Here is a 17976-nt window from a genome sequence, read left to right on the forward strand (position 1 = left end):
TTCCATAATGGATCCAGATTTGCCGCAAGGCTGGTTATACTTCGCGTTTAAAGGAATCAGTGGATACGGACCATGACTGAAGTCGCCCTGGACACCGCAACCCCACATGCACCCTCCGTCATCAGGCTGCTGCTCGAAAAGCTCGGCGTGGCCTACCGTGAGGTAGTGGAGCATCCGCAACTGCCGGCGGCGTCAAGGGTACAGGCCGTGTTGCTCGATGACGAAATCGGCGCCTTGCTGGTGCTGTTCCCACAGAGTCAACTGCTGGACCTCAATCGCCTGGCCGAACTGACCGGACGCCAGCTTACTGCCGTGTCGATGGCGCGCTTGAAGCAGATGCTCGACAAGCACCAGCTCAAGGCCCTGCCGGGTATCCCGGCGTTGACCAGTTCGCCGTGCCAGTACGAAAAGAGCCTGCTCGACGTCGAACGCGTGTATATCCAGTCCGGCGAGACCGGGCTGTTGCTGGAAATCGAACGCGCGCATTTCAAGCGCATGTTGGCCAAGGCCAGCGCCAGCAGCTTCGGCCTCGAAGTCGAGGCGATTAGTCCCAACCTCGACCGTCCCCATGACGACACCCGGGAAATCAGCCAGGCAGTACAGGCTTTCACCGCCAGACGCATTCAGAAACGCCTGGAAGAAACCATCGAAATCCCGCCTCTGGCCGACACCGCACAAAAGATCATCAAACTGCGGGTAGACCCCAACGCCAGCATCGACGACATCACTGGTGTGGTCGAAACCGACCCGGCGCTGGCGGCGCAGGTGGTGAGCTGGGCGGCATCGCCCTACTACGGCTCGACCCACAAGATTCGCTCGGTGGAAGATGCCATCGTGCGCGTGCTGGGCTTCGACCTGGTGATCAACCTGGCCCTGGGCCTGGCGCTGGGCAAGACCCTGAGCCTGCCGAAAGACCACCCGCAACAGGCCACGCCGTACTGGCAGCAGTCAATCTATACCGCTGCGGTCATCGATGGCCTGACCCGCGCCATGCCACGCGCTCAGCGCCCGGAGGCTGGCCTGACCTACCTGGCCGGGCTGCTGCACAATTTTGGCTACCTGCTGCTGGCGCATGTGTTTCCACCACACTTCTCGCTGATCTGCCGCCACCTGGAGGTCAACCCGCACCTGTGCCACACCTATGTGGAACAGCACCTGCTGGGTATCAGCCGCGAACAGATCGGTGCCTGGCTGATGAAACTGTGGGACATGCCGGAAGAGCTGTCGGCCGCGCTGCGTTTCCAGCACGACCCGGCCTATGACGGCGAATATTCGGCGTTCCCCAACCTGGTATGCCTGACCACCCGCCTGCTGCGCGCACGGGGTATCGGCACGGGGCCGCAGGAGGAGATTCCCGAGGAGCTGCTGGAGCGCCTGGGAATTACCCGCGACAAGGCCGAGGAAGTCGTGAACAAGGTACTCGAGGCCGAGAACCTGCTGCGTGAACTGGCTTCGCAGTTCCACGCACCGCATTAAGGCCATGGGGCCGCTTTGCGGCCCTGTCGCGACACCAGGCCGCTCCTGCAGGGGCCCGTATGTCCTGCGCGTGATGCGGCCGCCTTAGGAGCGGCCTGGTGTCGCGATGGGCTGCGCAGCAGCGCCAATAATCTCGGCACTACTTCTTCGGCTTCAGGTACTTCATCAACCCCTGGAACCACATCACCAACGCCGGATTGCCCTTGATCTGGATGTGCTTGTCCTGAATCCCCTGCATGAACGCCAGCTGCTTGTTGCTCGCCTGCATCGTGGCAAAGCCGTAGGCGGCGTCCTTGAAAGCTATGGCGAAGGCCGGCTGCGGGTGGGCACCGCCCTTGCTGCTGATGCGCTCATTGTTGACGATGAAGTGCCGGGCGACCTTGCCATCCAGTGTCTGCATCTGGAACACCAAGTCCTTGCCCTTGAGCTGCTGCTGGAATGCCGGGTTGTTACGGCTGGCCCGGGCCATCAACCATCCCATGGCCCAGAGAAGAAAGCGAAACTTCATCAACGCGCCTCGAACTAAAAGTGACTAAAGCGCGAAGTCTATCCTTTTCTAGAACGGTTTATACAAGTTCGAAACATTTTGCCTGCAGAAAGCATAACGGGCGCCTTGGCGGCGCCCGTTTGGCTGGCATTGCATCCTCAGGACGCGATCACTTGCCTTTCTTGGCCGGCTTGGCGGGGACGTTGACGCTGTCGCGCAGGTTCTTGCCTGGCTTGAAGGCTACGGTATTGCTGGCCTTGATCTTGACCGGCTCGCCAGTCTGCGGGTTCTTGCCGGTACGCGCGCCACGATGACGTTTTTCGAAGGTGCCGAAACCGACCAGGGTCACGGTGTCCTTGTCCAGGGCACCGGTGATGCTGTCGAGAATCGCGTTCAACACCTGATTGGCCTTGTCCTTGGTCAGATCGGCCTTTTCGGCGATGACGGCGGCGAGTTCTGGTTTGCGCATAGTGAAGCCTCTTTGACGGAATTCTTGTTGTTATGCCGTGCTGCCTCTGGGAGCAGCGCTCAAGGCACCGCAGGCTCTAATCTGCGGCAGACGGGAGTGAGGATGGCACGTGCTCCGGGGCCGCGCCAGTATCTGGGCGGCCATTGTGCAGGCAACAACAGGATAAATCCGACAGAACACCAGCTATTTATGCCATCACGGCTGGCAACTGGCGATTCAGCGCCAGCTTCTCCATCACCGCTGCTCCGGTGAGGGCGTAGCCCAGCAGCTTGCCTTCGGCATCGAGGCAGAGCACCTTGAGGTCGCTGCCCTGCCCCTCGACTTGCCAAGTACCTTCGTGGCCCTGCGGTGGCGGCGAGACCACCAGGGGGCAGGCCGGGGTTTTCACAGTCACCGGCATCGGCCCATAGGCGACCGTCGTCGGGTTACCGGCCAGGGTTTGCGCCAAGGCGCGGGCACAGCTCATCAGCGGCATGACATAAAGCAGATTGATGCCATCCACCTCGGCACAGTCGCCAAGGGCAAAGATATTGGCATGCGAGGTGCGCAACTGGCGGTCCACGCTGATGCCGCGGTTGGTCTGCAGGCCAGCGGCGGCGGCCAGGTCGGTGCGCGGGCGCAGGCCGATGGCCGAGACCACCAGGTCGCAGGCGATCACGCTGCCGTCGGACAAGTGCGCCGCCAGGCCCTGGCCCACCTTTTCAAGACGGGCCAGCACCGGGCCCAGGTGGAAACGTACGCCCAAGCCTTCCAGCCCGGCCTGCACGGCCGTCGCCGCAGCGGGATGCAGCAGGGTAGGCATGACCTGTTCGCACGGTGCCACCACGTCGACCTGGAAGCCGCCCAGGCTCATGTCGTTGGCGAATTCGCAGCCGATCAGGCCGGCACCCAGAATCAGCACGCGCCGCTTGCCACAGGCGGCGGCGCGAAAACGGGCGTAGTCTTCCAGGTCGTTGATCGGGAACACCAGGTCGCTGCCATCGCCGTCGATCGGTGCTTGTACCGTCTGGGCGCCCAAGGCCAGCACCAGGTCGCGATATTCCACCGCTTCCTCCCCGACCCACAGGCGCTTGTGGCCAGGGTCGATGCCGCTGATACGCGTATGGGTACGGATTTCCGCATTCAGTTGTTCGGCCATGGTTCCCGGTTCGGCCATGCACAGGCCATCGGCGTCCTTGTGCTTGGCGAAGCCAGTGGAGAGCATGGGCTTGGAGTAGGAACGACCGTCATCGGCGGTGATCAGCAGCAACGGTGTCTGCGCATCGAGCTTGCGAAATTCGCGGGCCAGGTTGTAGCCCGCCAGGCCGGTACCGATGATTACCACAGGGGAGGTCATGTCGTGCGTTCCTCGATTAGCCGATGGAGATCATTTCAAAGTCGCTCTTGCCGACACCGCAGTCGGGGCAAAGCCAGTCTTCTGGTACATCTTCCCAACGGGTGCCGGGAGCGATGCCGTCGTCGGGCCAGCCTTCGGCCTCGTCGTAGATCAGGCCGCAGACAATACATTGCCACTTTTTCATCAGGTCGTTTTCCTCGGTTCGGGTTGGGGCTTGGTGGCGCTGCCAAGGGCCTCTTCGCGGCTAAAGCCGCTCCTACAGCGACCGCGCAGCCTGTGGGGACGGGTTCACCGGCGAAGTACCAGTGCGCAATTGGTGGGGGCTTTGTATCGGCCCTGCCACCAGTATGCAAGCAGTCGGGGCAATCATGCTAAGCTCGCCGCCTCTCTGGATGTAACAAGCAGACCGACGTGTCGTACGAATCCCCGCAAGCAGCCGCTGTCGCGTGGCTGCCGTATTCACAGCTGGCGACCGGCATCGACCAGCCCACCCTGGACTGGCTGTTCGACGAAGGCTCCCTGACCCGCCGCCTGACCCGCCTGTCCGACGACCATTTCAGCGTCACGCCACTGTTCGAAGGCTGGCAGCCGCTGCGCGATGACGAATGCCAGGCCCTGGGTATCGCCGCGGGTGCCGAAGGCTGGGTGCGCGAGGTATACCTGCGTGGCCACGGCCAACCCTGGGTGTTCGCCCGCAGCGTCGCCAGCCGCACAGCCCTGGAGCGTGGCGGGCTGGACCTGGAAACCCTGGGCAGCCGCTCGCTGGGCGAGTTGCTGTTCTGTGACCAGGCGTTTATCCGCCACCCGATCGAGGTGTGCAGTTACCCACAGGCCTGGTTGCCTGGCGAAGCCGCCCATACGGCGCTATGGGGCCGCCGCTCACGCTTTGAACGTGGCGGCCTGGACCTGCTGGTGGCAGAAGTGTTCCTGCCAGCGCTGTGGCAAGCGGCCAGGGAGGAGACCCGCTGATGTACCTGCAACTGCTCAAGTCGCTCAACCGCTTGCACCCGCGGGCCTGGGACTTCATCCAGCTCAGCCGCATGGACCGGCCGATCGGGATCTACCTGCTACTGTGGCCAACCTTGTCGGCGGTATGGATTGCCGGCAACGGCTCACCAACCGTGGCCAACGTGCTGATCTTCGGCCTCGGCGTGGTGCTCATGCGCGCCGCAGGCTGCTGCATCAACGACTTTGCCGACCGCAAGGTGGACGGCCACGTCAAACGCACCGCCGACCGCCCCCTGGCCAGTGGTCGGGTCCGTCCGCGCGAGGCGCTGGCGCTGTTCGCCATCCTGGTCGGGGTGAGTTTCCTGCTGGTGTTGTGCACCAACAGCCGCACGGTGTGGCTATCGTTCGGCGCGGTGGCGCTGGCGTTCTGCTACCCATTCATGAAGCGCTACACCTACTACCCACAGGTGGTGCTGGGGGCGGCCTATTCCTGGGGCATTCCCATGGCCTTCACCGCAGCCGGTGGCGAACTGCCGGCCAGTGCCTGGCTGTTGTACATCGCCAATCTGCTGTGGACGGTGGGTTACGATACCTACTACGCCATGGTCGACCGCGATGACGACCTGAAGATTGGCGTGAAGTCGACCGCGATCCTGTTCGGCGACGCCGACCGCACCATCATCCTGACCTTGCAGTTGCTGTCGCTGGGCTGCCTGTTGCTGGCGGGTAACCGCTTCGAGCTGGGCGGCTGGTTCCACCTCGGCCTGTTGGGCGCGGCGGCGTGCTTTGCCTGGGAGTACTGGTCGACGCGCAAGCTGGACCGGGAGTCATGCTTCAAGGCGTTCCTGCACAACCACTGGGCGGGGATGCTGGTGTTTATCGGGGTGGTGCTGGATTACGCATTGCGCTGAGCGTTCTGGGGCTGCTTTGCAGCCCTTTCGCGACACAAGGCCGCTCCTACAAGGGATCGCGCACTCCTGTAGGAGCGGCCTTGCGTCGCGATGGGCCGCACAGCGGCCCCGGCTATCTCAAGGCTTGGCGACGTGCCAGACGTCCTTCACGCCGTCACCGGTCATGTCCCCAGCCTTCTTGTCCTTGATGAAGGTATACAGCGGCTTGCCATCATAGGCCCACTGCTTGGAACCATCATCGCGCATCACCACGGTCCACTTGCCCTCGGCCGGTTCGTCAGTGGCCTTGACCATCAGCGGCGGCCAGTTGCTGGCACAACCGTCATTGCACATCGACTTGCCGCCCGTATCCTTGTCGAAGGTATACAAGGTCATGCCGGCAGGGTCTACCAACATGCCGCCCTTCTCCATCGCATGCTCGGCCGAGGCCACCCCCGGTAGCGCCAGCGCAGTGAAAAGGGCCATCCAGCTCAGCGTATGTCGTGTCATTGGATTCACCATCGTTTCGGGGGGTTGAGTTCGGGTTGCGGCAAAACAGCCCTTTCAAGCCTAGTTGAGTCACGGAATGTCGCCAGAACGGCCAACAGCCTGTCACACAGCTGCAATAATTCCGTTATCTAATGCGGGCCAAGACATCGTATCCAGGAGAGGTTTTGAGCATGGTTGGCAGGAACATACTGATCGTCGACGACGAAGCGCCCATTCGCGAGATGATCGCCGTTGCCCTGGAAATGGCCGGCTATGACTGCCTGGAAGCAGAAAACTCCCAACAGGCCCATGCGATCATCGTCGACCGCAAGCCGGACCTGATCCTGCTCGACTGGATGCTGCCGGGCACCTCCGGCATCGAGCTGGCCCGCCGCCTCAAGCGCGACGAGCTGACCGGTGATATTCCGATCATCATGCTCACCGCCAAGGGCGAAGAGGACAACAAGATCCAGGGCCTGGAGGTGGGTGCTGACGACTACATCACCAAGCCGTTCTCGCCACGCGAACTGGTTGCGCGCCTGAAAGCCGTACTGCGCCGCACCGGCCCCAGCGACAGCGAGGCACCGATCGAAGTCGGCGGCCTGCTGCTCGACCCGATCAGCCACCGCGTCACCATCGATGGCAAGCCGGCCGAGATGGGCCCTACCGAATACCGCCTGCTGCAGTTCTTCATGACCCACCAGGAGCGCGCCTACACCCGTGGGCAACTGCTGGACCAGGTGTGGGGCGGCAACGTCTATGTCGAGGAGCGCACCGTCGACGTGCACATCCGCCGCCTGCGCAAGGCATTGGGTGAAGCCTACGAAAATCTGGTACAAACCGTCCGGGGCACCGGCTACCGCTTCTCGACCAAAAGCTGATCGAGTTCAAAAGCGCCAAGCTGCACGTCGTTGTACAAGGACAGTCAATTGAACCAGAACTGGCACGCCACCCTGATCCGCCACCTGCTGCTGCTGATTACCGTCTGCCTCATCGGCGGGCTGGCCAGCGGCTATTATGGCTGGAGCCTGGCCATCGGCCTGGCGCTCTACCTGGGCTGGACCCTCAAGCAACTGCTGCGCCTGCACGACTGGCTGCGCAACCACCAACCCGATGAAGCACCACCCGATGGCTATGGCCTGTGGGGCGAGGTGTTCGACAGCATCTACCACCTGCAACGCCGCGACCAGCGCGTGCGTGGCCGCCTGCAGGCGGTGATCGACCGGGTGCAGGAGTCCACCGCCGCGCTGCGTGATGCGGTGATCATGCTCGACAGCGACGGCAACCTCGAATGGTGGAACCGCGCCGCCGAAACCTTGCTGGGCTTCAAGACGCCGCAGGACGGCGGCCAGCAAGTCACCAACCTGGTCCGCCACCCGCGCTTCAAGGAATACTTCGAGGCGGGAAACTACCTCGAACCGCTGGAAATCCCCTCGCCGATCAACGACCGTATGCGCTTGCAGCTGCATATCACCCGCTACGGCAACAACGAACACCTGATGCTGGTGCGCGACGTGACCCGCATCCACCAGCTGGAACAGATGCGCAAGGACTTCGTCGCCAACGTGTCCCACGAGCTGCGCACACCGCTGACAGTAATCACCGGCTACCTGGAAACCCTGCTCGACAACGTCGAAGACGTGAACCCGCGCTGGGGCCGCGCCCTGCAGCAGATGAGCCAACAGGGCTCGCGCATGCAGACCCTGCTCAACGACCTGCTGCTGCTGGCCAAACTGGAGGCCACCGACTACCCGTCGGACAACCAGCCGGTGGCGGTCGATGCCTTGCTTGCGGCGATCAAGAACGACGCCCAGGCCCTGTCCGGGCCGCGCAACCAGCGCATTACCCTCGAAGCGGCGCCTGGGGTGAAGCTCAAGGGCAGTGAGTCGGAGCTGCGCAGTGCCTTCTCCAACCTGGTATTCAACGCGGTGAAGTACACCCAGGACGAGGGCAGCATCCGTATCCGCTGGTGGGCCGACGCCCAGGGCGCGCACCTGTCGGTACAGGACTCGGGGGTAGGGATCGATGCCAAGCACCTGCCGCGCCTGACCGAACGCTTCTACCGGGTCGACTCCAGCCGCGCATCGAATACCGGTGGCACCGGGCTGGGGCTGGCGATCGTCAAGCATGTGTTGATGCGCCACCGCGGCAGGCTGGAGATCAGCAGCGTGCCGGGGCACGGCAGCACCTTCACCTGTCATTTTGCCCCGGCACAATTGGCTAGCGGCAAGAGCTGAAACCGCGGCTGCAGCGCAGCCCTTGGCGGGTGCGCCCGCCGCCACAGCGGCCGCGACCAGACCATCACCCTTTGCTTTTGCCGCCCCAGCCGCTACATTGGACCCCCTGTGCCAGCTGGAGCTGGCACTTTTTTTCTCTCGATCTCAAAGACGGAACCCGTAAAAACTCCATCATGGACCCTTCCCCTGGTATCAGCCTCACCTCGTTATTCGCCGATTTCGGCATGATCATCTTTGCCTTGCTGCTGGTGCTGCTCAACGGTTTCTTCGTTGCCGCCGAATTCGCCATGGTCAAGCTGCGGGCAACCCGCGTCGAGTCCATCGCCGAGCTGCATGGCTGGCGCGGCAACATTCTGCGCAAGGTACACAACCAGCTCGATGCCTACCTGTCGGCCTGCCAGCTCGGTATCACCCTCGCCTCCCTCGGCCTGGGCTGGGTCGGTGAGCCAGCCTTCGCCCACCTGCTGGAGCCACTGCTGGCCTACCTGGGCGTCGACACGCCCGAGCTGATCAAGGCCATCTCGTTCTTCGTCGCCTTCTTCGTCATCTCGTACCTGCACATCGTGGTCGGCGAGCTGGCGCCCAAGTCCTGGGCTATCCGCAAGCCAGAGCTGCTGTCGCTATGGACTGCCGTGCCGTTGTACCTGTTCTACTGGGCCATGTACCCGGCCATCTACCTGCTCAATGCCAGCGCCAACGCCATCTTGCGCATCGCCGGCCAGGGCGAACCCGGCCCGCACCACGAGCACCATTACAGCCGTGAGGAACTCAAGCTGATCCTGCACTCCAGCCGTGGCCAGGACCCGAGCGACCAGGGCATGCGCGTATTGGCCTCGGCGGTGGAAATGGGCGAGCTGGAGGTCGTCGACTGGGCCAACTCGCGCGAGGACATGGTCAGCATCGACGCCCATGCGCCGTTGAAGCAGATCCTGGCACTGGTGCGTCGCCACAAGTTCAGCCGCTACCCGGTGTACGACGCCGAGCGCGAGGAGTTCACCGGCCTGCTGCACATCAAGGACCTGCTGCTGGAGTTGGCAGAACTCGAGCACCTGCCCGAAACCATCGACCTGGACGACCTCGCCCGGCCGCTGGAGCGCGTGTCGCGGCACATGCCGCTGGCCCAGCTGCTGGAGCAGTTCCGCAAGGGCGGCGCGCATTTCGTGCTGGTCGAGGAAGCCGATGGCAAGGTGATTGGCTACCTGACCATGGAAGACGTGCTGGAAGTGCTGGTTGGCGACATCCAGGACGAGCACCGCAAGGCCGAACGCGGCATTCTCGCCTACCAGCCGGGCAAGCTGCTGGTACGCGGCGACACGCCGCTGTTCAAGGTCGAACGCCTGCTGGGTGTCGACCTTGACCACATCGAGGCAGAAACGTTGGCCGGGCTGGTCTATGAGACGCTCAAGCGCGTGCCTGAAGAAGAGGAAGTGCTGGAGGTCGAAGGGCTGCGCATCATCATCAAGAAGATGAAAGGGCCGAAGATCGTCCTGGCCAAGGTGCTCAAGCTGGATTGAATGCCTATGGGGCTGCTGCGCAGCCCATCGCGACACAAGGCCGCTCCTACAGAGGACCGCGTGTCCCCGTAGGAGCGGCCTTGTGTCGCGATGGCCTGCGAAGCAGGCCCGGCGATCTCAAGGGTTGCCCGCGGTGAAGTCCGGTAACCCGTTGATCGGCCTGTCGAACTGATACGGTATCGACTCAAGCGCCAACCCCACATTGCGCTGCACCACGAAATGCAGGTGCGGCCCGGTACTGTTGCCCGTGTTGCCTGACTTGGCCAGCATCTGCCCCTGCCGCACCCGCTGCCCTTCCGTCACTACCACCGAACCGCGCATCAGATGCAGGTAGACGCCCATGGTGCCGTCCGGGTGCAGGATCCGCACGAAATTGCCCGACGGGTTCGGCCCGCGCCCGCTCTGGCGGTTCTCCGTCTTCACCACTACGCCTTCCCGCGCCGCAATGATGGTGGTGCCTTCGGGCATGGCAATGTCCATGGCATAACGTCCTTTCGGCCCAAAGTGGCTGACTCGGCCATTGGGGCCCTGAGTCACACGGAACGGGCCACCCAGCCAAGGGAAGGCATAGCGAAAGCCCTGGGGCCGCCTGCCCGGGTCGCCCATGGCCTGCAGCAGGGTGGAGCGATAGTTCAGCAACATGCCAGGCCGCCCATGGAGCACGGTGAGCATCTGCGTGCTATGCGGGGGCAGTAGCCGGCGCACGATACGCGGTGCATTGCCGCCCTGGGCATTCACCAGGTTGTCCAACCGCAACTCCACTTCTACCGGCACATGCAATTGATTGCGGGCCGAGAAGCTGACGCCACCATCGAAGGTTATCGCGTTCAGCTGCACCTGGTCTTCGTGCATTTCGACCATGGGCACGCGCTGCACCAGGGGTTTGGCACGGGGACCAGGCCGGTCGGTATAGGAGGTTACACGGCCATCATCGTTGATCGTGTAGGTAGTCATGCCCAGGCTGGACGCCGAAGCCATGAGCAGTGCACAGAACAGCAGCAGGCGGGCAGGCATGATGGTGGCTTTTTGACAGTTATGGTCTGTCGAAGACTAGCAGCCAGTTTTACGGCGGGTATGACAGTTGGTCGGATGGCACAACGGTTGTGCAGGCTTTTGTAGGGGCGGCCTTGCATAGCGAAAGGGCTGCAAGGCAGCCCAGGATTTCGGCGTCGCCGTATCGATTGCCGGGGCTGCTTTGCAGCCCTTTCGCGACGCAAGGCCGCCGCTACAAAGAGAGCGGCGCGGGGCCGAGGGTCAGGCGCCCGGGGTGAAGTGCTTCTGCGCAGTGCCGCGGGCAATCAGGCGCGACAGGTAGTCGAGCTTCTGGGCGTCCTGGTCGACGAACTTGAACGTCAATTGCAGCCAGTCACTGTCGGGCTTGGGCTCCAGCGCCACGATGGCATGCAGGTAACCGTTCAGACGCGCGACTTCGGCGTTCTCGCCTTGCTCAAGGTTCAACACGGCGCCTTCCAGCACCTGCGGCAGGGTTTCGCCACGGCGAACCACCAGCAAGGCCTCTTTCAGGCTCAGCGCCTTGATCACGCAGGCCTGCATGCCACTGGCCAGGCGCAGCTGGCCCTGGCCACGGCCGGTCGGGGCTGGCGTAGCGGGAGCAGGAGCAGCAGCGCTGACCAACGGCCTGGCAGGTGCCGGCGCCGCTGCGGGGGCGGTGATTTTTGCCACTTCCGGTTTGCCGGCCGTCAGCGCGCTCAGCGAATCGTTGGCGAACGCCGAGTTGATTCGCGCAGGGCCGCTGCTCATCACGCTGTCGAGCTTGCCGATCTTGCTCAGGGCCTTTTTCACCTTGGTCAGCAATTGCTCGTTGGTGAACGGCTTGCCGACAAAATCGGAAACGCCGGCCTGGATCGCCTGAATCACGTTTTCCTTGTCGCCACGGCTGGTCACCATGATGAACTGCAGGTTTTTCAGCTCAGGCTGCTGACGGCACCAGGTGAGCAGTTCCAGGCCGGACATTTCCGGCATCTCCCAGTCGCACAGGACCAGGTCGAACGCTTCCTTGCCCAGCAGCGCCATAGCCTTGCGACCATTGACGGCATCGTCGATGGTCATGCCCGGGAAGGCATTGCGCAGGCATTTGCGGACCAGGTCACGGATGAACGGAGCGTCATCCACAACCAGCACATTCACTTTACTCATCGATACTCCTTCTGAATCCCGGCTAGCCTACCGCCGAATAATGGCCATTTGCTACAACCTGGTCACGCCGGGACTTCTTCACATCGTTCGCGGGTGCCTGCCGGCTCCTCGACCGCAAACGAAAACGCCCGGCCAAGGCCGGGCGTCGATGCTCGGGAGCAACCTTATTTATCGTCAGGTTCAGCCGGAACATTAGCTTTTTCGCCGTCATCGACTGCAGTGCCCTGCACTTCTGCCGTCATGCGCTTGAGGCCCATGTGGCGCACATCGGTGCCGCGCACCAGGTAGATCACCAGCTCGGAGATGTTGCGCGCGTGGTCGCCGATACGCTCCAGCGAACGCAGCACCCAGATCACGCTCAGTACCCGCGAGATCGAGCGCGGGTCTTCCATCATGTAGGTCACCAGCTCGCGCAGGGCGGTCTTGTATTCGCGGTCGATGGTCTTGTCGTACTGGGCCACCGACAACGCCAGGTCGGCGTCGAAGCGGGCAAAGGCGTCCAGCGCGTCGCGGACCATGTTGCGCACCTGGTCGCCGATGTGGCGCACCTCGACGTAGCCACGCGGCGACTCGCCTTCCTCGCATAGCTGGATGGCGCGGCGGGCGATCTTGGTCGACTCGTCACCAATGCGCTCCAGGTCGATCACCGACTTGGAGATGCTGATGATCAGGCGCAGGTCGGACGCCGCTGGCTGACGACGGGCCAGGATCCGCAGGCACTCCTCGTCGATGTTGCGCTCCATCTGGTTGATCTGCTCGTCGACTTCGCGCACTTGCTGGGCCAGGCCAGAGTCGGCCTCGATCAGCGCGGTGACCGCGTCGTTGACCTGCTTCTCGACCAGCCCGCCCATGGCCAGCAGGTGGCTGCGCACCTCTTCGAGCTCGGCGTTGAACTGCTGGGAAATGTGATGGGTAAGGCTTTCTTTGTTGATCATCATTCGCTCCGCGAAGAAGCTCAAAGCTTCAAGTAATCGTCTGGTTCCCTGTGCCGCAGGGCTGCTAGCCGTAGCGACCGGTGATGTAGTCTTCGGTCTGCTTCTTCGCCGGGTTGGTGAACAGGGTATCGGTATCGCCGAATTCGACCAGCTTGCCCATGTACATGAACGCGGTGTAGTCGGAGACCCGCGCCGCCTGTTGCATGTTGTGGGTCACGATGACGATGGTGTACTTGGATTTCAATTCGTAGATCAGTTCCTCGACCTTCAGGGTCGAGATCGGGTCCAGCGCCGAGCACGGTTCGTCGAGCAGCAACACCTCCGGCTCCACGGCGATGGTGCGGGCGATGACCAGGCGCTGCTGCTGGCCGCCGGACAGGCCCAGGGCCGAATCGTGCAGGCGGTCCTTGACCTCGTCCCACAGGGCCGCACCCTTCAGCGCCCACTCGACCGCTTCATCGAGCACGCGCTTCTTGTTGATGCCCTGGATACGCAGGCCGTAGACCACGTTCTCATAGATGGTCTTGGGGAACGGGTTGGGCTTCTGGAACACCATGCCGACACGGCGACGCAACTCGGCCACGTCTTCGCCCTTGCGGTAGATGTTGGTGCCGTATAGGTTGATGGCGCCTTCCACGCGGCAGCCGTCAACCAGGTCGTTCATGCGGTTGAAGGTACGCAACAGGGTCGACTTGCCGCAGCCGGACGGGCCGATGAAGGCGGTCACGCGCTGCTTGGGGATGTTCATCTGCACGTCGAACAGCGCTTGCTTGTCGCCGTAGAACAGGCTCAGGCCCGGTACTTCGATGGCCACGGTTTCTTCGGCCAGGCGCAGGCCTTGCTTGTCGCGGCCCAGGGCAGACATGTCGATGCCGTGGGCGTGGGATTCTTGCTGCATGGTCAACTCCATACGCTAACAATTCGTTTCAAAGGGCCGCGCCACATGGGGCGGCACGCTTGCGATCAGGCTCAGCTGTCGAGGGCCTTGTACTTTTCGCGCAGGTGGTTGCGGATCCACACTGCCGAGAGGTTGAGGGCCGCGATTACCAACACCAGCAGCAGCGCCGTGGCGTACACCAGTGGCCGCGCGGCTTCGACGTTGGGGCTCTGGAAGCCGACGTCATAGATGTGGAAGCCCAGGTGCATGATCTTCTGGTCCAGGTGCAGGTACGGGTAGTTGCCGTCCACTGGCAACGACGGCGCCAGCTTGACCACCCCCACCAGCATCAGCGGCGCCACTTCACCGGCGGCGCGGGCCACGGCCAGGATCATGCCGGTCATCATGGCCGGGCTGGCCATGGGCAAGACGATCTTCCACAAGGTCTCGGCCTTGGTCGCGCCCAGGGCCAGCGAGCCCTCGCGCACGGTGCGCGGGATACGCGCCAGGCCTTCCTCGGTGGCGACGATCACCACCGGCACGGCCAGCAACGCCAGGGTCAGTGATGCCCACAGCAGGCCCGGGGTACCCAGGGTGGGTGCCGGCAACGCCTCGGGGAAGAACAGGCGGTCGATCGAGCCGCCCAGCACGTAGACGAAGAAGCCCAGGCCGAATACGCCATAGACGATCGCCGGCACCCCGGCCAGGTTGTTCACCGCGATGCGGATCAGCCGGGTCACCGGGCCCTGCCTGGCGTATTCGCGCAGGTAGACGGCCGCCAGCACCCCGAACGGGGTAACGATCACGGCCATGATCAAGGTCATCATCACGGTACCGAAGATGGCCGGGAAAATACCGCCTTCGGTGTTGGCCTCGCGCGGGTCGTCGCTGAGGAACTCCCACACCTTGGTAAAGTAGCTGCCCAGCTTGGTGAAGCCCGACATGCCGTTCGGCTGGATGGCGTGCACCACCTTGCTCAGGTTGATCTCCACTTCCCGGCCATTGGCATCGCGAGCCACCAGGCTGTCGCGAGCAAACGCCTGGTGCAGGCCGGTCAGGCGCTCTTCGATGGCCTTGTAGCGGCTGTTCAGCTCGGCGCGGTCGGCGTCCATGTCGGCCTGGGCAGCGGCGTCCAGCTTGCCGTCCAGTTCCAGCTTGCGGGCCTGCAGGCGCAGGCGTTCAAGGCCATGGTTGATGGCACCAATGTCCTTCTTCTCAAGGCTTTGCAGCTCGCTGTTGAGTTGGTTGGCGCGCTTGAGCCGGGCCTGCAGCTCGTTCCAGGCGGCAGGCCCCTCGGCGACCACGCGGCCCTCTTCCTTGACGCTGACCAGGTAACCGTAGAAGTTGCCCCACTCGCGGCGCTCCAGCGCCATCAGGTCGGCTGGGTGCTGTTCATCGACCAGCCACTCTCCGACTACCCAGGTGAAGTCGCTGCCGTTGAGGTCGCGGTTACCCACCTTGATCAGCTCTCGGGTCATGAACTCCGGGCCCTGGTCAGGTACCGGCAAGCCGGCGCCCTTCAGACGGGCCCGGGGTACTTCCTCCTTCTGCACCACTTCGCCGATGACGACGTGATCGGCCTGGCCCGGCACCTTGTAGGTGGCCTGGACAAGGTCGGCCGGCCAGAAGTGGCCCAGGCCGCGCACGGCAATCACCGCCAGCAGGCCGACGGTCATGATCACCGCCATGGCCACCGCGCCGCCGCTCATCCAGACGCCTGGGGCGCCGCTCTTGAACCAGCCTTTGAGGGAATCCTTTTTCACGGATCGCTACCTTTCTATCAAAGCGACGAGTATTTCTTGCGCAGACGCTGGCGAATCAGCTCGGCCAAGGTGTTCATGATGAAGGTGAACATCAGCAATACCAGCGCGGCCAGGAACAACACGCGATAGTGGCTGCCGCCGACTTCCGACTCAGGCATTTCCACCGCCACGTTGGCGGCCAGGGTACGCATGCCTTCGAACAGGTTCAGCTCCATCACCGGGGTGTTGCCGGTGGCCATCAGCACGATCATGGTCTCGCCCACCGCACGGCCCATACCGATCATCAGCGCCGAGAAGATACCCGGGCTGGCGGTGAGGATGACGACGCGGGTCAGGGTCTGCCAGGGCGTGGCGCCGAGCGCCAGGGAGCCCAGGGTCAGGCTGCGCGGCACGCTGAACACGGCATCTTCGGCGATGGAGTAGATGTTCGGGATGACCGCGAAGCCCATGGCGATACCCACCACCAGGGCGTTGCGCTGGTCGTAGGTGATACCCAGGTCGCGGGTGATCCACAGGCGCATGTCGCCGCCGAAGAACCAGGTTTCCAGCAGCGGGCTCATGTACAAGGCGAACCAGCCGATCACCAGGATCACCGGAATCAGGATGGCCGCCTCCCAGCCGTCCGGAATGCGCAGGCGGATCGACTCGGGCAGCCGGCTCCAGGCAAAGCCTGCTGCCAGGATGCCGATCGGCATGATCACGAACAGGCTGAACACACCCGGCAGGTGACCTTCCAGGTAGGGCGCGAGGAACAGGCCGGCGAAGAAGCCAAGGATCACCGTCGGCATCGCTTCCATCAGTTCGATCACCGGCTTGACCTTGCGGCGCATGCCCGGGGCCATGAAGTAGGCGGTGTAGATGGCTGCGGCAATTGCCAGCGGCGCCGCCAGCACCATGGCGTAGAACGCCGCCTTGAGGGTACCGAAGGTCAGCGGCGACAGGCTCAGCTTGGGCTCGAAGTCGGTATTCGAGGCAGTCGACTGCCAGACGTACTTGGGCTCGTCATAGTTCTCGTACCAGACCTTGCCCCACAGCGCGCTGAAGGAAATTTCCGGATGCGGGTTACGCAGGCTCAGCGGCAGCAGCTTGCCGCCCTCTTCGATCATGATGCGGTTGGCGCGTGGCGACAGGGCCAGGATGCCGGCGCCTTCGGCAGCCTGCTCGACCAGCAGGGTACGGTGCGCGGTGCTGTGGAACACGCCCAGTTTGCCCTCGGCATCCAGGGCGATGAAGCCCTTGCGGCGCTCCTCGGCGTCGATCTGCACGATCGGGGCCTTGCCCATCTGGAAGCTGCGAATCTGCTTGAAGCGCGACTCGCCATCCGGGTCGCGGGCCATGAACCACTGGGTCAGACCACCTTTGGAGTCACCCATGATCAGCGAGATGCCGCCAACCAGCTGGGCCGTGGCGGTAATTTCGGTGTCCGCGCTTTCAGAGAGCTTGTAGCGGCCGTTGAGGCTCTTGTCGCGCAGGCTGAAGACGTCGGCAGTGGCGCGGCCGTTGATCACGTACAGCCAATGCTGACGCGGGTCGATGAAGATGTTCTTCACCGTTTCGGTCATTTGCGGCAGTTCGATGCGGTTCTGCTCGGTGGTGACCTCGCCGGTCATCATGTTTTCGCTACGGGTCAGCTCGACCACCTGCAGGTGCGCGCCAGTGGAGCCAGCCAGCAGCAGGACGTCGCCATTGACGTTGACGCTGACGTGATCCAGCGCCTGGCCCTGGTCATCGAGCACGAACGGCTGCTCGCCGTACGGGTAGTCGATACCGGGGTCGATGGTTTTCTTGTTGTCGGGGTAGGTAATCTTGTAGCTGTGGTGGAACACCAGGGCCTGGCCATTGGACAAGCCCAGCACCACCAGCGGGCTCCCTGGCTGGTCGGTACTGATCGAGGTCACCTGGGCGCCTGCCGGCAGCGGCAGGTCGACCCGCTTGAGCGCGTTACCGGTCTTGGTATCGAAGAACAGTACCTGGCCCTTGTCCGAAACGCGCATGCCCACCAGGTTCTGCTCTTCAAGCGCGATCATCAGCGGCTTGCCGGCATCCTGTTGCAGCCAGGTTGGCTCCAGCGCCTTCTTGCTGGTCAACTCGGCGCCCTGGAACAGCGGCAGTACCACATAGGCCAGGTAGAAGAAGATCAGGGTGATTGCCGCCAACACGGCAAGCCCGCCCACCAGTACATACCAGCGGGTCAGGCGGTCCTTGAGTGCGCGCATGCGGCGCTTGCGTTGCAACTCCGGCGTATTGAAGTCAATCCGCTCGGGCTGGGAATTTGGAGTCATTGTGGAGTTGGCCAGATCATTCATGCGCACACCCTAGCGGTCCCGTATGACAAAAACATGACAATGTAGTGACGCACGAAAGCCCGCCGCACAGGAAGCCTGGCTTCGGGCTGGGA

General features: G+C 63.1%; 17 protein-coding genes. 6 read left to right on the forward strand and 11 right to left on the reverse strand.

From position 1 onward, the window contains the following. The first annotated feature begins 72 nt into the window (after positions 1–72). Positions 73–1476 (forward strand): aminoacyl-tRNA deacylase and HDOD domain-containing protein, encoded by a 1404-nt coding sequence (locus tag JKP78_RS08930; RefSeq protein WP_186684011.1) that lies wholly within the window; start codon positions 73–75, stop codon positions 1474–1476. A 139-nt stretch (positions 1477–1615) separates the two neighbouring features. On the opposite strand, the gene JKP78_RS08935 is transcribed toward JKP78_RS08930, so the two are convergent. The 4 genes from JKP78_RS08935 to JKP78_RS08950 form a co-directional block, all read right to left on the reverse strand. Beyond that, complete coding sequence (locus JKP78_RS08935; protein WP_186671829.1) at positions 1616–1984, reverse strand: SCP2 sterol-binding domain-containing protein; 369 nt, start codon at positions 1982–1984, stop codon at positions 1616–1618. A gap of 148 nt (positions 1985–2132) precedes the next feature. Then, positions 2133–2432, reverse strand: coding sequence for an HU family DNA-binding protein (locus JKP78_RS08940; protein WP_170033830.1), 300 nt, complete (start codon positions 2430–2432; stop codon positions 2133–2135). Positions 2433–2619: 187 nt separating this feature from the next. Beyond that, positions 2620–3768 (reverse strand): NAD(P)/FAD-dependent oxidoreductase, encoded by a 1149-nt coding sequence (locus tag JKP78_RS08945; protein WP_200626564.1) that lies wholly within the window; start codon positions 3766–3768, stop codon positions 2620–2622. A gap of 16 nt (positions 3769–3784) precedes the next feature. After that, positions 3785–3952: a rubredoxin gene (locus JKP78_RS08950; protein ID WP_003253349.1), complete on the reverse strand. Its 168-nt coding sequence runs from the start codon at positions 3950–3952 to the stop codon at positions 3785–3787. 227 nt (positions 3953–4179) lie between these two features. On the opposite strand from JKP78_RS08950, the gene JKP78_RS08955 reads away from it, so the two are divergent. Beyond that, on the forward strand, positions 4180–4737 hold the full coding sequence (locus JKP78_RS08955; protein WP_170033836.1) for a chorismate--pyruvate lyase family protein: 558 nt from the start codon (positions 4180–4182) through the stop codon (positions 4735–4737). Beyond that, positions 4737–5627, forward strand: a complete 891-nt coding sequence (gene ubiA, locus JKP78_RS08960; protein ID WP_170033838.1) for a 4-hydroxybenzoate octaprenyltransferase — start codon at positions 4737–4739, stop codon at positions 5625–5627. The genes JKP78_RS08955 and ubiA overlap by 1 nt, the downstream gene beginning before the upstream one ends. Positions 5628–5744: 117 nt before the next feature. Here ubiA and JKP78_RS08965 read toward each other — a convergent pair whose 3' ends face one another. Next, positions 5745–6116 carry a COG4315 family predicted lipoprotein gene (locus JKP78_RS08965; protein ID WP_170033840.1) on the reverse strand — a complete coding sequence of 124 codons (372 nt, stop codon included), beginning with the start codon at positions 6114–6116 and terminating at the stop codon, positions 5745–5747. 170 nt (positions 6117–6286) lie between these two features. On the opposite strand from JKP78_RS08965, the gene phoB reads away from it, so the two are divergent. The 3 genes from phoB to JKP78_RS08980 all read left to right on the forward strand — a co-directional run bounded on the left by phoB (position 6287) and on the right by JKP78_RS08980 (position 9846). Beyond that, positions 6287–6976, forward strand: a complete 690-nt coding sequence (gene phoB, locus JKP78_RS08970; RefSeq protein WP_003253341.1) for a phosphate regulon transcriptional regulator PhoB — start codon at positions 6287–6289, stop codon at positions 6974–6976. A gap of 30 nt (positions 6977–7006) precedes the next feature. Next, the gene (gene phoR, locus JKP78_RS08975) at positions 7007–8332 is read left to right on the forward strand and encodes a phosphate regulon sensor histidine kinase PhoR (protein ID WP_186684007.1); all 1326 of its coding nucleotides are present in this window, start codon (positions 7007–7009) and stop codon (positions 8330–8332) included. Positions 8333–8505: 173 nt separating this feature from the next. Continuing rightward, on the forward strand, positions 8506–9846 hold the full coding sequence (locus JKP78_RS08980) for a hemolysin family protein (RefSeq protein ID WP_170033844.1): 1341 nt from the start codon (positions 8506–8508) through the stop codon (positions 9844–9846). Positions 9847–9963: 117 nt separating this feature from the next. On the opposite strand, the gene JKP78_RS08985 is transcribed toward JKP78_RS08980, so the two are convergent. From JKP78_RS08985 to JKP78_RS09010, 6 genes are all read right to left on the reverse strand, one after another. Next, on the reverse strand, positions 9964–10860 hold the full coding sequence (locus JKP78_RS08985) for a M23 family metallopeptidase (RefSeq protein ID WP_200626565.1): 897 nt from the start codon (positions 10858–10860) through the stop codon (positions 9964–9966). A 240-nt stretch (positions 10861–11100) separates the two neighbouring features. Further along, entirely contained in the window at positions 11101–12003 is a 903-nt protein-coding gene (locus JKP78_RS08990) for a response regulator (RefSeq protein WP_186684003.1), read from the reverse strand. Positions 12004–12167: 164 nt separating this feature from the next. Continuing rightward, the gene (phoU, locus tag JKP78_RS08995; protein ID WP_170033850.1) at positions 12168–12938 is read right to left on the reverse strand and encodes a phosphate signaling complex protein PhoU; all 771 of its coding nucleotides are present in this window, start codon (positions 12936–12938) and stop codon (positions 12168–12170) included. A gap of 64 nt (positions 12939–13002) precedes the next feature. Next, a complete protein-coding gene (gene pstB / locus JKP78_RS09000; RefSeq protein WP_170033852.1) occupies positions 13003–13836 on the reverse strand; it encodes a phosphate ABC transporter ATP-binding protein PstB in 834 nt (277 codons plus the stop codon). A 71-nt stretch (positions 13837–13907) separates the two neighbouring features. Then, positions 13908–15524: a phosphate ABC transporter permease PstA gene (gene pstA, locus JKP78_RS09005; RefSeq protein WP_200626612.1), complete on the reverse strand. Its 1617-nt coding sequence runs from the start codon at positions 15522–15524 to the stop codon at positions 13908–13910. Between the two features lie 71 nt (positions 15525–15595). Then, complete coding sequence (locus JKP78_RS09010; RefSeq protein ID WP_186684001.1) at positions 15596–17884, reverse strand: ABC transporter permease subunit; 2289 nt, start codon at positions 17882–17884, stop codon at positions 15596–15598. Positions 17885–17976 lie beyond the last annotated feature (92 nt).

The sequence above is a fragment of the Pseudomonas sp. LAM2023 genome, from assembly GCF_016620375.1.
Lineage (GTDB): Bacteria > Pseudomonadota > Gammaproteobacteria > Pseudomonadales > Pseudomonadaceae > Aquipseudomonas > Aquipseudomonas anuradhapurensis.

Coding starts and splice junctions, on each gene's coding strand:
- JKP78_RS08945 (WP_200626564.1), bottom strand. CDS start 3,768: ATGACCTCCCCTGTGGTAATCATCGGTACCGGCCTGGCGGGCTACAAC.
- JKP78_RS08985 (WP_200626565.1), bottom strand. CDS start 10,860: ATGCCTGCCCGCCTGCTGCTGTTCTGTGCACTGCTCATGGCTTCGGCG.
- ubiA (WP_170033838.1), top strand. CDS start 4,737: ATGTACCTGCAACTGCTCAAGTCGCTCAACCGCTTGCACCCGCGGGCC.
- JKP78_RS09010 (WP_186684001.1), bottom strand. CDS start 17,884: ATGAATGATCTGGCCAACTCCACAATGACTCCAAATTCCCAGCCCGAG.
- JKP78_RS08980 (WP_170033844.1), top strand. CDS start 8,506: ATGGACCCTTCCCCTGGTATCAGCCTCACCTCGTTATTCGCCGATTTC.
- phoB (WP_003253341.1), top strand. CDS start 6,287: ATGGTTGGCAGGAACATACTGATCGTCGACGACGAAGCGCCCATTCGC.
- JKP78_RS08940 (WP_170033830.1), bottom strand. CDS start 2,432: ATGCGCAAACCAGAACTCGCCGCCGTCATCGCCGAAAAGGCCGATCTG.
- phoU (WP_170033850.1), bottom strand. CDS start 12,938: ATGATCAACAAAGAAAGCCTTACCCATCACATTTCCCAGCAGTTCAAC.
- pstB (WP_170033852.1), bottom strand. CDS start 13,836: ATGCAGCAAGAATCCCACGCCCACGGCATCGACATGTCTGCCCTGGGC.
- JKP78_RS08935 (WP_186671829.1), bottom strand. CDS start 1,984: ATGAAGTTTCGCTTTCTTCTCTGGGCCATGGGATGGTTGATGGCCCGG.
- JKP78_RS08950 (WP_003253349.1), bottom strand. CDS start 3,952: ATGAAAAAGTGGCAATGTATTGTCTGCGGCCTGATCTACGACGAGGCC.
- pstA (WP_200626612.1), bottom strand. CDS start 15,524: ATGAGCGGCGGCGCGGTGGCCATGGCGGTGATCATGACCGTCGGCCTG.
- JKP78_RS08930 (WP_186684011.1), top strand. CDS start 73: ATGACTGAAGTCGCCCTGGACACCGCAACCCCACATGCACCCTCCGTC.
- JKP78_RS08990 (WP_186684003.1), bottom strand. CDS start 12,003: ATGAGTAAAGTGAATGTGCTGGTTGTGGATGACGCTCCGTTCATCCGT.
- JKP78_RS08965 (WP_170033840.1), bottom strand. CDS start 6,116: ATGACACGACATACGCTGAGCTGGATGGCCCTTTTCACTGCGCTGGCG.